13 protein-coding genes and 1 tRNA gene are annotated in these 15,636 nt (G+C 58.1%); 2 read left to right on the top strand and 12 right to left on the bottom strand.

From position 1 onward, the window contains the following. From Q0J85_RS10710 to Q0J85_RS10705, 3 genes are all read right to left on the bottom strand, one after another. Positions 1-1,176, bottom strand: a 1,176-nt coding sequence (locus tag Q0J85_RS10710) for a tetratricopeptide repeat protein (RefSeq protein ID WP_294481296.1), incomplete at its 3' end; no start/stop codon positions are given. Continuing rightward, positions 1,173-1,370, bottom strand: a complete 198-nt coding sequence (locus Q0J85_RS15485) for a transposase (RefSeq protein ID WP_367274637.1) — start codon at positions 1,368-1,370, stop codon at positions 1,173-1,175. The genes Q0J85_RS15485 and Q0J85_RS10710, both read right to left, overlap by 4 nt. A 52-nt stretch (positions 1,371-1,422) precedes the next feature. Further along, complete coding sequence (locus Q0J85_RS10705; protein ID WP_367274636.1) at positions 1,423-1,749, bottom strand: transposase; 327 nt, start codon at positions 1,747-1,749, stop codon at positions 1,423-1,425. A 1,011-nt stretch (positions 1,750-2,760) separates the two neighbouring features. Between Q0J85_RS10705 and Q0J85_RS10700 the strand changes: the two genes are divergently transcribed. Continuing rightward, positions 2,761-3,063: a PcfJ domain-containing protein gene (locus Q0J85_RS10700; protein ID WP_294481295.1), complete on the top strand. Its 303-nt coding sequence runs from the start codon at positions 2,761-2,763 to the stop codon at positions 3,061-3,063. Positions 3,064-3,222: 159 nt separating this feature from the next. Here the strand turns inward: Q0J85_RS10700 and Q0J85_RS10695 are convergent, their stop codons facing one another. Together Q0J85_RS10695 and Q0J85_RS10690 are read right to left on the bottom strand one after the other, a co-directional pair. After that, the gene (locus Q0J85_RS10695) at positions 3,223-3,621 is read right to left on the bottom strand and encodes a hypothetical protein (protein ID WP_294481294.1); all 399 of its coding nucleotides are present in this window, start codon (positions 3,619-3,621) and stop codon (positions 3,223-3,225) included. Positions 3,622-3,864: 243 nt separating this feature from the next. Then, positions 3,865-4,623, bottom strand: coding sequence for an inovirus-type Gp2 protein (locus Q0J85_RS10690; RefSeq protein ID WP_294481293.1), 759 nt, complete (start codon positions 4,621-4,623; stop codon positions 3,865-3,867). A 428-nt stretch (positions 4,624-5,051) separates the two neighbouring features. On the opposite strand from Q0J85_RS10690, the gene Q0J85_RS10685 reads away from it, so the two are divergent. Beyond that, on the top strand, positions 5,052-5,414 hold the full coding sequence (locus Q0J85_RS10685) for a helix-turn-helix domain-containing protein (RefSeq protein ID WP_294481291.1): 363 nt from the start codon (positions 5,052-5,054) through the stop codon (positions 5,412-5,414). A 544-nt stretch (positions 5,415-5,958) separates the two neighbouring features. Here Q0J85_RS10685 and Q0J85_RS10680 read toward each other — a convergent pair. The 7 genes from Q0J85_RS10680 to Q0J85_RS10650 all read right to left on the bottom strand — a co-directional run bounded on the left by Q0J85_RS10680 (position 5,959) and on the right by Q0J85_RS10650 (position 15,551). Further along, a complete protein-coding gene (locus tag Q0J85_RS10680) occupies positions 5,959-7,254 on the bottom strand; it encodes a tyrosine-type recombinase/integrase (protein ID WP_294481290.1) in 1,296 nt (431 codons plus the stop codon). A 164-nt stretch (positions 7,255-7,418) separates the two neighbouring features. Beyond that, positions 7,419-7,494, bottom strand: a tRNA-Arg gene (locus Q0J85_RS10675). A 109-nt stretch (positions 7,495-7,603) separates the two neighbouring features. Continuing rightward, a complete protein-coding gene (gene araA, locus Q0J85_RS10670) occupies positions 7,604-9,034 on the bottom strand; it encodes an L-arabinose isomerase (RefSeq protein WP_294481289.1) in 1,431 nt (476 codons plus the stop codon). After that, positions 9,018-9,716, bottom strand: coding sequence for an L-ribulose-5-phosphate 4-epimerase AraD (gene araD / locus Q0J85_RS10665; RefSeq protein ID WP_294481288.1), 699 nt, complete (start codon positions 9,714-9,716; stop codon positions 9,018-9,020). Before araD ends, araA begins: the two co-directional genes overlap by 17 nt. After that, positions 9,709-11,301 carry a ribulokinase gene (locus Q0J85_RS10660; RefSeq protein ID WP_294481287.1) on the bottom strand — a complete coding sequence of 531 codons (1,593 nt, stop codon included), beginning with the start codon at positions 11,299-11,301 and terminating at the stop codon, positions 9,709-9,711. The genes araD and Q0J85_RS10660 overlap by 8 nt, the downstream gene beginning before the upstream one ends. A gap of 134 nt (positions 11,302-11,435) precedes the next feature. Next, on the bottom strand, positions 11,436-13,745 hold the full coding sequence (locus Q0J85_RS10655) for a hypothetical protein (protein ID WP_294481286.1): 2,310 nt from the start codon (positions 13,743-13,745) through the stop codon (positions 11,436-11,438). A 3-nt stretch (positions 13,746-13,748) separates the two neighbouring features. Further along, complete coding sequence (locus tag Q0J85_RS10650) at positions 13,749-15,551, bottom strand: hypothetical protein (protein WP_294481285.1); 1,803 nt, start codon at positions 15,549-15,551, stop codon at positions 13,749-13,751. Between the last annotated feature and the right edge of the window lie 85 nt (positions 15,552-15,636).

The raw sequence follows: 15,636 nt of genomic DNA, 5'->3' as shown, positions 1-15,636 counted from the left end.
CTGTTCTGCAGCTTTTTTCCACCAGTAAACCGCTTTTTCGGCGTCTGCTTTGACGCCTTTGCCTTCGAAATAGCAGACTCCCAGCAGATACTGAGCCGTTGCATCTCCCTGTTCTGCAGCTTTTTGATACCAGTAAACTGCTTTTTTGGCGTCTGCTTTGACGCCTTCGCCTTTGGCATAGCAGAATCCTAGATTATACTGAGCCGTTGCATCTCCCTGTTCCGCAATTTTTGTCCACCAGTAAACCGCTTTTTCGGCGTCTGCTTTGACACCTTCGCCTTTGGCATAGCAGAGTCCCAGCTGAAATTGAGCGTTTGCCTCTCCCTGTTCTGCAGCTTTTTGACACCAGTAAACCGCTTTTTCGGCGTCTGCTTTGACACCTTCGCCTTTGGCATAGCAGGCTACTAGACTACACTGAGCGTTTGCCTCTCCCTGTTCTGCAGCTTTTTTCCACCAGTAAACCGCTTTTTCGGCGTCTGCTTTGACACCTTTGCCAGTGAAATAGCAGACTCCTAGATTATACTGAGCCGTTGCCTCTCCCTGTTCTGCAGCTTTTTGATACCAGTAAACCGCTTTTTCGGCGTCTGCTTTGACGCCTTTGCCTTCGAAATAGCAGACTCCTAGAAGAACCTGAGCCCTTGCCTCTCCCTGTTCTGCAGCTTTTTGACACCAGTAAACCGCTTTTTCGGCGTCTGCTTTGACGCCTTTGCCGTCGAAATAGCAGAATCCTAGAAAAAACTGAGCCGCTGCCATTCCCTGTTCCGCAGCTTTTTTCCACCAGTAAACCGCTTTTTCGGCGTCTGCTTTGACGCCTTTGCCATTGTCATAGCAGAGTCCCAGCTGATACTGAGCCTTTGCATCTCCCTGTTCTGCAGATTTTTGATACCAGTAAACCGCTTTTTCGGCGTCTGCTTTGACGCCTTCGCCAGCGGCATAGCAGAATCCTAGAAAAAACTGAGCCGCTGCCATTCCCTGTTCCGCAGCTTTTTTCCACCAGTAAACCGCTTTTTCGGCATCTGCTTTGACACCTTCGCCTTTGGCATAGCAGAGTCCCAGCTGACACTGAGCCTTTGCATCTCCCTGTTCTGCAGATTTTCGGAGAGCTGTTGGTGTAGTTTCTCCTCCCCAGACGATGCTGAGACAGAATACCATGAGCCCAAGTAGAATATTTTTCATTTTATACCACTTTCGTAAAGTTTGTAAGTGTTCATATACTGACGAGTTCCCCATTTTATCGTGGAAATCTGCCTGAGCATAACGACGACCTCGCGGAGATGTTTCCACGGACACATGGTGAAAGCATTCCGATACCAGTGTACAACACAGCGCTGCCATTTGGCCTCAGGGAAAAAAATCACCGATGATTTCATACAATCCCAGACCTTTATCCGAAACGATCAGCCTTACGACTTGGAGTCCACGTTACAGGGCTTCGGTGATATCCTCCACCTGCTGAACGGACACGCCAGCCAGATACATCTCGATCAGGGCTTCCTCGACGTTGCTTTGCTTTGCTTTGCTTTGCTTTGTCTTATAACGCTCAATGATTTGCGTTTCAAATGGCAACGTTCTCAGACGGGGAACGTGAAGTTCCACTTTGCCCGCTTTCGTCAGAAGTTTGCGTTTATAGCTTCCGGCTCGCGTCTCCTGACGAGCCGGACTGCGCTGATACCTCGAAGCCTGGCAGATCGCGTCAGCTTCCGCATTAAGAAGAGTATTCAGTGTATCCTCGACCGACTGTCGAACCAATCCATCAAGATGCGTCCGAATCTCTTTTTCATCAATTTTAATCGCTCCGGAGATTGCCTTTTCGTTTTCCTACGCTACATTTTCCATAGCCTGTTTTCCTTTCCTTTGATTATGGGTTGGTCACTATAATCAATCAGAAAACAGGCTCTTTTTTAAGTGCCATCTCTCAAAATGTGCGCAATTTTCCGGACGTTATCCACCTCCCTTCGGTTGCTTGAGGAGCATACTGCTCAAACGACTGTGTTTCAGGTTGCGGAACTGCGCACAAAAAAAGGGCGCATTCCGCAATCCGTCTTACAAGAGGCACTAGCAAGCCCACGCAACGACAAACCACGAGAATGCGTCCACATTCCGGACACACTTCATGCAGTCGGCCATTGCGTTTGAAAATTGCTAGTTTCCTTGTAAGGCCGGTATTATACGATTTTTCAGTTCAGATTCAGTTCGTCTCTACGGTTTCACTTCCTTTTTTTGGGTTAATGAACTTTCCTTTTAACATAGTTCGCCTAAAGCGAAAAGTCAAACCGGAAACGGCAATCGTGCATGAAGTTGTGTTGTCGTTGCGGGGCCTGCCGGTGCCGAATCACTCTTTTCGCCGCTTCTGAATTTTCAGAAGTTCCAGCAGCCTGCCCCGCAGCTCCCGACACTTTCCAAAACGTTTTTCTTCCCTTGCGAACAGGGTGTTGCCTCTGTATTCTCCGAAGTCACCGCCATTCGACCGCTGAGGCAACGGAAATTGCTGAAGTGCTCAACGGGGCCTGCCGTTATCTTGAATGGCCGGTTTTTCTTCATGTTGTCCGCACTGTTTCCGAATGGCTGGCTTGTCAGAAGTTCACGCTGAGGGAACTTCAAATTCCGGTGCACCACTGGCGGACACAGGGACTTTTCAACGAGCATTTTACCTGAAAAGACCGGTCTTTCCGTTCGGTATGTCAGGAGGCTGACGAGTGGCTGTACGGCATTCGCCGTTCAGAAGTCCTCCGCTCCCGGCCGTCGCATGGGTTCTCGCGGGTGCGGGAAAATCCCGACATCATCTTTGACGAACTTCTCGACTCGGATGCGCTTTTCCGGGAAGGCCGCCAGTTACATCACTGTGTCGGCTCCTATCTGGATGCCTGTCGGCGCGGCTGTTGCGCCATCGTCTCGATGCGTTCGCTGGATGGGAAACTCTGCGCCACCCTCGAAATCGAACTGCCCGGCAGGATTCTCGTCCAGGTGAAGGAAAGTTGCAACCGGCAGCCTTCGGCAGTTGTCCGTCGCCACATCAAAGCCTATGTCGAAGCTGTGGGATTGATCTGGAAAAAGTCGGCATGAAATCCGGTTTTCTGGGCAGCTTTCGCACCTGCAAACTCTCTTCTTCCAGAGTGTCAACTTCCGCCCCCCCTGAAACGGTTCGGATACTCTGGAAGGACCTGCCGATAAATAAAAAACGCCGGGAAAGGTTTTAAGCACCGCTCTCCCGGCGGCAAAAGGTCAATCGTTTTGCGGCTCATCAGTTTGCGGCTCGCTCCCCGGAGGGTTGTCGCCCTGCGCTTCTCCGTCTTGCCGTTCCTCATTCTGCGGCTCTTTGTCCTGCAGAGGTTCTTCCTTCCTGGTTCTCGGTTCTCCCCAGGCGAAAACATCGACCAGATCGTCGCACAGGTGGTTGCGGCGATTACGAACGTAGCGCTTGCGTTTTCCGGTATCCCACTTGATCACAATCTCTTTGGTGTGATCGTTCGGGTGAACTCTCACCTCGATACCGGGGCCGCGTTCCAGGATGCCTTTCCGGAAGTCCCGATCGGCTTCCTCCTTGCTTCTCCGATAAAACTGCGGCTTTTCAGGTTCTTCGTCTTTCGGAAAGCAGCAAACAGATTTTCGATTTCTGATCATGATAAATTCCCCATTGTTTAAGTTTTTTTTGGTTGTTGAATAAAAGTTCTGTCAATTCTACCTCAACCGTCCATCTTGCTTCCTCCTCTCTGGTTTGAACTCCTGTTGACGGCAACCGCTGTAACAGCTAGCCCGTCTTGGTATTTCGGAGCCACGGGAAGGGCCACTGAGACCGCAATCCCGGCATCGACCCCGGCGAAGGCTTCTGCGCAACGGAGATGGTTTTCCGGTACCTTTCTGTGTTCAGGCTTCCGCATGGAGCTGCCCACCGGTTGCCGGGTTGAAATTCAAAATCTCTTCCCAATTAAGCGGTTCGTAACCCCATGCCGCCCAATCTTCGTCGGAAATCGAAAGGTCGGCATCGTCGAAAGCGGCCTCTTCCGCCAAAGTCAAAGCTGAAATCTGATGCTGCTGAAGAAAGCCTTTGGAAAAGCCGAAAGTCTTCTGGCCGAAAGGAGCCTCCTTGGTATCGACCTTGGCGATGTAGGAGACCCACTCGATCGCGTCAGCGAGATTGTCGAGCTTCGCGGAAACCTTCTTGCCCCAGTAGAAACGGTCCCGTAATGGAGGATTGCACCGGACCCGCCTGACATCGTCTTTCAAACGTTTGGAGAGCAAGCAATTCAAATGGCTGGCAATCCCGGAAGCGGACTGGATGAACTTGCCGTGGACGATGACGAAGATGTGGAAATGAACGTGCCCGCCGCTGGCAAAATCGCCTTTTTCGCGGCCCCAGAGATATTCGGTTGGAACTCGGCGGTTCTGCATGGTTCGCCGCCAGCTTTGGAGGGTTCCGGTCAGAAAGTCATTGGCCTGAAGTGTGAAAGTTGAGGGGAAGTTGACCGTGAAATGGCTGACGTAAAGTCTTCCGTGGCTGATGCTCCACATGTAATCGAAAATCTGATGGATCGCCGACAGGATTTCCGCCCGGCTCCCTGATGGACTTTGATAGATTCGGGTTTCGTTGTAAGTTTCTTCCCGGTGGATTCTGGGTTTTCCCATAGTTGCTTGCTCCTGTAATGTTTTGTTTTCTTTTCAGTAAAATAATAACAACAGTCAGAGAAGTTTTTGTTTTGATTATGGTTTCTTCTGCTTTCGCTTTAAGTCTGTTTAAAGGTGCCTGCTGGTTTGTTTCTGGTATCGGCTTAGGGGGTTCTCCTTTGAGAGGTCTGCTTTGCTTTTTGGTGTTTGTTTGTTGGTTCGTTAGGGTGTTCTCTCTTTGTTGTTTTGTGTTTGAGGGGTTTCTTGTGCTTTGTCTTAGATAGTATTGTTCTCTCTTTTTTGCTTTGCTTAGGGTGTTCTCTCTCGTGAGATGCTTATTTTTTTTTGATAGATACAATAAAAACAAACTCTAAAACCCCCGCTTTCTCCGCCTGAGTTTGAGGGGAAAGCCTTTTCAACGGAAGTATCTGAATCAAGGAGGTCTGAAAATGGATGTCAGGATCAAGGAAACGACGGTCAATCTGATCGCAAAGCTGCTGCACCCGCTGGCCGAAGCCGGAGTGTTGAGCATCCCGGAGGAAAGGGAGATCGTGGCGCAGTTGCGAAACCTGGCGAAAAACGGCGAGACGATTCCAGCTGTGCTGCCGAAGCTGATCGACCAGCCGGAAGCCGCTGAAATGCTCGGAATCAGTCTGGCGAACTTCAAAAAGTTGGAACGAAACGGAGCCTTTCCGTTTCGACGAAAGAAGATCGGCACAGCGGTACGATACCGCAATTCCGACATCATCAAGTTCATCCTGGCGGAAGAAGACTTGTCTTCCGACAGTGGGACGGCTGAATTTGAAATATAAGTGAACTGAGACACTTGAGACATTTGAAATTTACCTTTAAGAAAACTTTTAAACAGGGGCGGAGACAGTTGAGACGTCAGCAAATTATCTTTGGAAAACGCTTGGACAAAACGAACCAAGTTTCCGTTAGAGTTTTAAAGGTGCTGAAGTAACGTCTCAACCGTCTCCACAAGTTTTGAGTTGTACAAAAAAAGAAAGCAAAGTAGGACCTTTCCGTCTCGACGGAAGAAGATCGGTACTGCGGTACGATACCGCAATTCCGACATCATCAAGTTCATCCTTGCGGAAGAAGACACTGATGGCTCAGAAGATGCAAACTGAAGAAATTTCATTACTTACCTCGTTGTCGTTAAAATCAGGGCACAAGCCCGCATTAAAAAAACAGACATGAGGTAGGAGGAGAACTTTCATTGTATGATAAAGAAAAAACACCCCTCCGTCAAGCCCCTGAAAAGGCAAAAAATATAAATTTTGTCAATAAAAAGTAGTTTCAGTCAATCCATTGGCTATAATGATACAGGGCCCCCCCTTGTGATGAAAGTTTTCAGGCTGGTTTCAGTATCTGTTCCAATTTCTCACGTTCTGGAGAGGGAGGAAGGGCGGCAAGAAAGGCAAGGGCCTGTCGAATTCGTTCCTGTGCGGAAGAAACTTCGGTTCCGGTAACGGCTTCGATGGCTTTCAACTGGGCTTCTTCTCCGATGTGCGTGTAGTATTTGTCGGCGATTTCGGAATCGGTGCCGAGAATTGAGAGCAACACCGCTTTCGGAACTCCGGCTTCGGCGCAATGGCTGGCGAAGGTGTGCCTGAGCGAGTGGAAGCCGTACTGTGTCACCTTGCGCTTGCGTCCAGGAACGGCAACCGAAGGCTCTACGCCGATCCAGCGGATCACCCGCAGCACGTCGAGATTGACCAGATTGTTGCCGATGTTTTTGCCGGTTTTGTCGAGGTGGTTGTAGCGTTCCGCCGTTTGGGGACAGACATAATCGTTGCTTTGCCATTGGCGGGCCTCCAGCAGCACGGAAAGCAGCTTGTCCGCAATCGGAATCGTGACTTCCTTGCCGGTTTTGAACTGTTTGACCCAGATCCGCCGCCGTTCGAGGTCGATGCTTCGCCATTGCAGCAGGACACAGTCTTTGAGCCGCTGACCGGTGTACATGCCGAGATGGTAGATCACTCGAATTTCGGGTTTGTTCATCACGCGGTATTGCGGATCGTCAAGGACTTCGAGAAGCTGCCGCTCCTGCTCCCGGTTGAAGGCAAGGCGGCGGACCCCGAGACCCTGTTCTTCACGCTCCCGGCGAAAAAGAATCGTTCGGAACGGGTTTTCCGCGTCCCGAAATTCGCCCAGGGTGGAGAAGATTTTGCGGAGTCGTTTGATTTTGCGGTTGTGAGTACAGACGGCAATGCCAGTACTTTTCAGATATTGAGCGAATTTTTCGGTGTGCTGGCTGCTGATCTTGCCGACTTCCATCTGAGGATTGCCGATGAAGCGGATGAATTCATCAAGGGTGGTGCGATACTGAATCTGTTCGTTGACGGTGGCGGGTGTGGCGCGTTCCGGATGCGTGGAATAGTAATCCCAGACGCCGTCAAGCGACAGCTTGCGTATCGGAGAGCTCAAACCTCTGGCCTGTTGTACGTGGGCGGCGATGACTTCGGTTGAAGTCGCTTTGATGATCGGCAGCAGAGTTTCGGCTTTTTTGACCGCCTCGGCACGATTGGTGGTTTGCAGACTGACGGTCTTGCGGTGCCCGTCGAGTTGATAACGGTAGAAGTAGATTTTGCCGGGACCTTTGGTGAAAATCGACCCGACGCTCAAGCGTAACGATTTCTTAGCCACAGAAGAACCTCTTTGTTAAAAGTTTCTGTGGCAAAGAATAACAGCAGAAAATGCGCCGGTAATTGCCAGTATCGTCCGAAGCCGGAGAAAGCCGAAAACAGGGGGATGAGAAATTTTCGAGTGGTACTCAGTGGTACCTCAAAGGGCGTTTTCGGGCGTAAAAGTGGTACCCGGGAGAGGAATCGAACCTCCGGCCAAAAGTTTAGGAAACTTCTGCTCTATCCACTGAGCTACCCGGGCATCACCATAAAATAACCCCGCATCCGCTGAATTTCAAGCCGTTTTGACAAAATCATCCGGCCGCCCGCTCCCGCTCTCCGCCCGCAGTCGGCCAAACAACTCCCCCCTTTCAGCGAATCTCAACGAGCTCCACACCCGCAATGCGCGCAAAATCACGCAGGTGTTCCAACGTCAGCGCCGGAGCATGCACGCTGTGGTGCGCCCCGCCCGCCTCAATCCAGCGCCGCGCACCCTCGCAGAGATCCGGCTTCGGAATCCAGACCGTCCGCGCCACCGGAAGTCTCGGCAGATCCTCATCCGGCTCAACAACTTCCACCTCATTCACCACAAGGCGGAAACGACCGTCAAGCTCGATCATGCTCGCATTCAGCGCCGCACCAGGCCGCGTGCCGAATACCAGACGCGCCGGATCGGATTTCCCGCCGATCCCGAGCGGATGCACCTCAAGCCTCGGACGCCCCGCCGCTATGCTCGGACATACCTCCAGCATGTGCGAACCCAGCACCCGGCCGCGCCCCGGCTCAAAGTGATAGGTGTAATCCTCCATGAAACTCACTCCCCCCGGAAGTCCCGAAGCCATGACTTTCAACGAATGCAGCAGCGCCGCTGTCTTCCAGTCCCCCTCCGCTCCGAAACCGTACCCGTCAGCCATCAACCGCTGCGCGGCAAGCCCCGGAAGCTGATCGAATCCATGCAGATCCTCAAAGGTATCCGTAAAACCGGAGCAGTTCCCCGCCTCAAGAAAACGCCGAATCCCGATCTCCTGCCGCGCCGCAGCCCGGATCGACGCCATCGCCGGCTCCGAACAGTCCGGAATCACGTACAGATCCCGGTACTCCCGCAGAAGCTCCTCAACCTCCGCATCGGAAACCTCCCTGATGACCGCGGTCAGGTCGCCGACGCCGTACCCGTCAACCGCGTACCCGAACGCAATCTGCGCCGTAACCTTGTTCCCCTCGGTGACGGCGACTTCGCGCATGTTGTCCCCGAAACGGGCGATCCGCATCGTCTGCGAGTCGTGCCAGGCCGTCGCCGCCCGCACCCAGGCCGCAATCCGCGCCCGCACCTCCGGATCTCCGCAGAAGCCGTTCACCACCTTGCGCGCGATCCCGAGCCGCGTGCAGATGAACCCGAATTCACGGTCGCCGTGCGCCGCCTGATTCAGATTCATGAAATCCATGTCGATCGTGCTCCACGGGATGTCGCGATTCGCCTGCGTGTTCCAGTGCAGCATCGGTTTCTGCAGCAGCTTCAACCCGTTGATCCACATCTTCGCCGGACTGAACGTGTGCATCCAGAAAATGACCCCCGCACACTCCGGATCGCCGTTGGCCGCGACGATCGCCGCCGTCACCTCCGCCTGCGTCGTCACAGTCGGCTGCCAGACGATCGGCTGCGGAATCTCCCCGCTCGCATTGAGCGCGTCCACCACCGCGCGGCTGTTGGCCGCAACCTGCTTCAAGGTCTCTTCCCCGTAGAGATGCTGGCTGCCGGTGATGAAACGAATCCGGTATTCTCTCCGATCAATTCTTCTGTCCATAATACGCATTCTTCCCGTGTTTCCGGTTGTAGTGCTTGGCGATCAGGGACTCTTTCAGCCGCTGGACTTGCGGATTGATCCGCTCGGTCAGGAGCGCAATCCGGCAGAGCTCCTCGAGAATGCGGGCGTTGTAGAGCGCCTTCTTCTCGTTCACACCCCAGGCAAACGGACCGTGCCCCGCGGCCAGCACCATCTGCACGTCGTTCGGATTGAGCTTGTTCGCCCGGAAATATTCGACGATGCAGCGCCCCGTCTCAATCTCGTAATCCGCTTCGACCCGGTCGTCGGGAACCGGTTCCGTACAGGGAATGTCGCAGGCCAGATGATCCGCGTGCGTCGTCCCGTAAATCGGAACCGCCCGCTGCGCCTGCGCCCACGCCACCGCGTAGGTCGAATGCGTGTGCACGATTCCTCCAATGTGCGGAAACTCCCGGTAGAGAACCAGATGCGTATTCACATCGGTCGACGGCCGCAGATTCCCGTCGACCACCTTCCCCTCGAGATTCACGATGACCATATCCTCCGGCTTCATCTTCGCGTAGTCGACGCCGGACGGCTTGATCGCAAATACCCCGAGCTTGCGGTCGATCACGCTGACGTTCCCGAACGTGTAGATCACCAGCCCGAGGCGCGGCAGTTCGATATTCGCCCGGCAGCACTTCTCCTTGAGCTTCTTAAACATGTTTCATCGCCTCCTCTTCCAGCAGTTGCCCCAGCGCAAGATAACGCCGGTACTCGTTCTCATACCGTGCGGAATTTTCCGGAATCGGCTCGTAAACCCGGTCCACGCCCGCACCCATTTTCGCCATCGCCGTATTCAGATCCGGGTGAACCCGCGCCGCCACCGCCGCGAACATCGCCCCGCCGAGCGCGCACGCCTGCTCCGCCGCCGGAGTCTTGATCGGCAGCCCGAACACGTCCGCGCACATCTGCATGATGAACGGGGACTTGCGCGCAATTCCACCGATCGCCGAAACCGATTTCACCGGCACACCCTCCTCCCGGAATCTCTCGACGATCCGCCGCGCCCCGAACACCGTCGACTCCGCCAGCGCCCGGTAGACCATCGGCGCACTCGATCCGAGGTTCAGCCCGAGAATCCCGCCGCGCAGGTGCGGATTCGCGTCCGGCGTGCGCCGCCCGTTGAACCAGTCGAACGCCAGAATCCCCGTCGACCCGGGACGGATCTCCGCCGCCTCGCGCTCGAGCTGCGCAATCGAAATCTCCCCCGCGTATCCGAGCAGCCGCCTGAACCACGCATAGACGTCGCCGAACGCGGACTGCCCCGCCTCAAGACCGATCATCCCCGGAATCACCGACCCGTTCACCTGCCCGCAGATCCCCCGCACACACACCGGCACTTCCGGCGCCACAACTATGTCGCAGGTCGATGTCCCGACCACTTTCACAAGTTCATAAGGGGCGATCTGCGCCCCGACCGCCCCGAAGTGGCAGTCGAACGCACTGCCCGAAACCGTCACCGTCTCCGGCAGCCCGAGCTTTTCCGCCCATTTTCGGGAAAGCGTCCCGACCGGAACGTCCGCCGTGCGGGTCTCCGTGTAAAGCCGCGCGCGCAGCCCCGCAAGCAGCGGATCGACCCCCGCCAGAAACGACTCCGGCGGCAGCCCCCCCCACGACTCGTGCCACATCGCCTTGTGGCCCGCCGCACACCGGCTGCGGCTCATCGTGAGCGGATCGCTCCGGCCGCAGAGTTCGCCGGTGATCCAGTCGCAATGCTCAACCCAGCTGAACGCCGCTTCGCGCACGGCCGGATCGGTCCGCAGCGTATGCAGAATCTTGCTCCAGAACCATTCGCTCGAATAAATCCCCCCCTCGTACATCGTGTAATCGACTCCGCCGTGGCTCTTCGCGTACTCGTTGATCCGGGCGGCTTCGGCGATGGCGGTGTGATCTTTCCAGAGAATGAACATCGCATTCGGATTGTCGGCGAACTCCGGATTGAGCGCCAGCGGCGTCCCGTCGCGGTCGACCGCGCACGGGGTCGAGCCGGTCGTGTCGATCCCGATCCCGGCGATCCGGGCGGGATCGATCCCCCGGACGACTTCGCGGATGACGATTTCGATCCCCTCGAGATAATCGAGCGGGTGCTGCCGGAAACGGCTGTTCGCCGCGTCGCAGTAGAGTCCGTCCGCCCAGCGCCGGTAATGGTGCACGTGCGTCGCGAGGGTTTCGCCGTTCTCAGCGCCGATCAGAACCGCGCGAACACTGTCCGACCCGAAATCAATGCCGATCAGAAGTTTGCTCATTCTTCACCTGTTTTCGTTGACCAGAGACTTCCAGTTCATCGTATTCGATACGGTATCATCACTCTCCCGAAAATGCAACCCGCAAAACCGGATTTTATCGATCATCCGTGCGTGTACGCTCCCCCCCGGAGGGCTCACCGGAGCTGCCGGAGCACGACCGTGCTCATCGGCCCGACTTCGACGCGCTCCCCGGCCGGAAATTCCCGGCCGGTGACGATCTGCCGCCGGCGGGGGCCCTTTTCCGGGAGTTCCAGGTGAAACACCCGGTCCGGGGTCGTGTTCATCCCGATCAGCCAGGGGCCGAATTCGAGCCGGTAGAAGTCGCCGCGCCCGGCCAGAGGCGACTCCTGCCCCGGCCGGAATGTGGTGAGATCCTGGATCCAGGCGACCGGCAGCGTCTCGCCGAGGTGCACCGAATCGCGCCGGTCGGGATAGGCGATTCCACCCGCCGCCGCCGCGGAATTCGTCCAGTTCCGCCGCAGCCAGGTGATGCCCGACGGCTGAAACCGGACCTCCTCCCGCACGGTCGCAATGCGCTCGAACTCCGGCGTGATGTGGTGCACCCGGGCGAGAAAATTGACCCCCCGCAGCGCCCGCCAGTAGAGCGAAACGTAAAGAATCTCTCCGCCCTCTTTCATGGCGATCACGCCGTTCTCCTCGTCGCTGAAGAGCAGTTCCGTCTCCTCCCCGCTCATCGGCAGACCGCCTCCCGCCGCCGGCTGCCGGCGCAGGAACTCATACTGTTCCGGCAGCCGGAGCAGACCGGGCGTCAACTCCCCGGCGCCGTCGGCCGTCAACCGCGCCAGCCACGGAAAAAACCGGTTCTGCGCAAACATCTGCTGCACGATCCCGATCGCGCCGGGATCGGCCGCGACCGCCGCCGCCCGCAGCACGGAGAGCCCCGGCGCCGGCCGCTGCACATAGGCCGCCTCCCCCGGGAAATCCGAACTGCGCCAGTCGATGACGCTCTCCGCCCGCATGAGGGGACGCCCCTGCCCGTCGACCGCCGGATACCGGAAGAAACTCTCCGCCCGGATGGCCTTGCGCAGCGTCTCCAGAAGCCGCCCGTCGCCGGGTTTGTCCGGGGCGGGACGGGTCGCCTCGCAGGCGGCCGCGAGCCAGTCGAGCCGGTCGCCGCGAATCCGCACGTCGCCGAACTCCTTCGCGAGCGACTTCGCGGTCAGAAAGCGGAGCTGCCGCCCGAACGGCCAGCTCGAAACGCCCTGTGCGTCGACCGGACCGGACCAGGGCTCGATCCCGGCCGACTCATACAGAAAATGGAGCGTCCGCGCGGGCGGCAGCCCTTTCCCGGGCGCGAGCAGCCGCAGCGCGCGGTTGTTCCAGTGGAGATTCAAGTCGATGATCCGCGACTGGTCCGCCCAGGGGCGGCGATGGGTGGAAAGATGTTTCACCCCGGACTCGAACATCGCCGTCCACACCTGCCGCCGGGTGAGAGTGCGCCCGTCCTCCAGCTCGAGACGTTCATTGAGACGCGGTTCAAACTCCTGCCACAGCAGGCAGACCGCCTCCCCCGCCGGACCGAAAGCGCACCATTCGGACTCGGGTCCCGGAACCGTGTTGCGCACAAAGGCGGGATCCATGGCCGAACGCAGCGCCAGAGCGTCGACTCCCGCCAGAAGATTCTCCGCGAGCGCCGGATTCCCGAACGTCGGCGTCCACGCGGTCCGGTACGCATGCGCGGCGGTCCGCAGCTCCTCCTGATTGCGGAACTCCCGCCCCGGAACGAGCAGCAAAGCGAGCCGGTGATTCACCGCGGCCTTGAACGCCTCGAGCTCATCTCCGCTCCCGGACTCCGGCGGAACCGGCTCGGGCGGACGCCCCTGACGCTCCCCCGCCGGCGGCTCGAAAAAGCCGTCGTCATGCACGTAAAAATCATAGATCCTCCGGCTCGGCGTGCGCATCTCTTTCTGGTAATGCTCAAAATCCGCCCCGTCCGCGACGATGCCGCCGGTCGCGGCGATTTCAAACTCCACCCGCGACTTCCGGTAGGTCACCGACATCGGAATCGGCACCGTCACGTAATAAAAACGCCCCGGCACCGCCGCGGATGCACTGCCGTGATCGAGAATGTCGACGTCACCGAAGTGCCGGAATCCGACCTGTCTGCCGTCGACGTAGAGAATCAGCATGTTTTCGTTCACGTCGTCGCCCCGGAGTTTCACCGTGACGTAGTTCGGCCGGCGCGGGTCCACGCGCATTTTGAACCGCATATTGCCCCCCTGCCACGAAACCGGCTCGAGCGGCAGCAGTTCGCGCGCGGTCTCCGCCGGATCACCCGTTTCGACGACGCGCGTCTGCGGACCGGCAAAACCGTGACTGCGCTCGGAACTCCGGTCTCCGAACCGGATCGAATCGAGTATCGCCGCCTGAACGGCGGTCACCGCCACCATCGCGGCAATCGCGATCGCGGAAAAAACTTTCATGACTCACTCCTGTCTTCTCAACTCTTCAGCATTCGCGCCCGCGGCATCGGCACCGCTCCCGGCAATCCCCGGCAGCGCGAGCGCCCGCTCCACCTCCGCCCGGAATCCGAACGGATCGGGCGACGCGAGCGAACGCCGGAAATGTTCGCGCGCCTCGGCGTTCCGTCCCTGCAGCCGCGCCGCCTCCCCGCGCAGAAAGTGATATTTGATCGTCAGATCCTCCATCGCCCCGGGATCGCACTGCGCCAGCTCCTTCTCCGCCCCCGCCGGATCGCGCTGCTCCATCCGCAGCAGCGCCGCGTAGTAGTGCAGCAGCGAGGCGTTGCCGACCCGGTTCGCAAGCGCGTCGTCGATCAGCCGCTGCGCCGCGGCGTACTCCCGGAGCATGATCAGCCGGATCAGCAGATTCATGGCGGGAGCCTCCCCGCCGGTCAGACGGTACCCCTCCAGCAGAACCCCCACCGACTCAGGCGTCACCCGGCCGCCCGCCCGCTGCTCGAGCGCCAGCGCCCACGCGACGAAATCCGACGAACGCCAGAACGGCGTCCCGCGCACCGGATTCACGAGGAACGCTCCCGCCAGCACCACCGCCGAAACCGGCAGAAACCAGCGCCGCGGACGCCGCAGCGCGATCCGCACCGTCTCCACCGCGAGCAGCGCGAACGGCAGCAGCAGAATCAGCCGGTACCGCCCCATCGGCCAGTTCGCCGAAATCGGCAGCGCCAGCGTCAGAACCGCCAGCACGATCAAGCTCTCCCGGCGCAGAAACCGCCCCGTCACCACCACCAGCACCAGACCGGCAAGCGCGAACGGAATCAGCAATCCGGGCCCGATCAGAAACTTCAGCCCGGGGAAGTATTCGCGGATGAAATAGTAATTCAAATTGTCCGGAATCTCATGGGCGAGAAACACCATCGGCATTCTCCCGGCGGCGTTCAGACCGATCCGGAACAAGCGGTATCCGAGCGAATCCGGAACCGCCGTTGCGCCGCCGCCCCCGTCTCCGCCGCCGGCCGGCGCGCCGATCCGGTTGACCGTCGCAGAGTACTCCACGACGTTGAAGAACGGACTCCACCCGCCGTTGAAACAGCGATTCAGCCCCCCGACCGCGATCCAGACCGCAAACACCGCGGCGACGACCGGCAGCACCCGGCGCCAGTTCCCCCGCCCCCGGCGGAACTGCACCAGAAAAGACCAGCCGACCGCGGCAGCCACCCACAGAAGCGCCGTCGGCCTCCCGATCGAAGCCAGCCCGAGCAGCACTCCGGCAATCCACCCCGACCCCCGGCGGAAATGGAGCTTCTCCGCCAGCAGAATCCCCGCGAAACTCGCGGAAAAGGCGAACAAAAGCAGCGTCTCCTGCAGCATGGACAACTCATACATCACCGCCGGCGCGTAGAACGCCGCGACCGCCCCCGCCGCGAGCGCCGCCCGGCGGCTCCCCCAGAGCCGGAGCGCCGACCAGGCCGTGAACACCGCCGTCCCGGTTCCGCAGAACAGCTGGATCACCGCCAGCGCCGCGACCGAATGCGAAGCGCCGTTCAAATGGTAGATCAGCGCGACCAGCGTCCGGTGCAGCGTGAACACGGGGTGGATTCCCGGATCCCCCCACTGCCCGTACCGCAGCAGCGAGAGCATATCCAGCCCCGGCACCCGGTGGAAATACCGCAGCGGCGAATCGAGCCAGCCGAAGAAAAGCACCAGCCGCACGGCCAGCGCCAGCGCCCCGACGGTGCACAGGACTCCCCGCTCCCGGCGCAGAGCCTCCGGCAGGGCAAAGCGTTTCGATTTAATCTCTCCATCCATACAGCGGGAATATACTCCCGTCCGGGCGCGATTGCAAGAAAAAAACCGCCTTTTCCCGCGGCAACGGCCGCAAAAAAACCGGAAC

The organism is uncultured Victivallis sp., assembly GCA_944389935.1.
In the GTDB taxonomy this organism is placed as follows: Bacteria; Verrucomicrobiota; Lentisphaeria; order Victivallales; family Victivallaceae; genus Victivallis.
The sequence above is the reverse complement of the archived record's forward strand: the minus strand, read 5'-3'. Positions and strand labels throughout refer to the sequence as shown.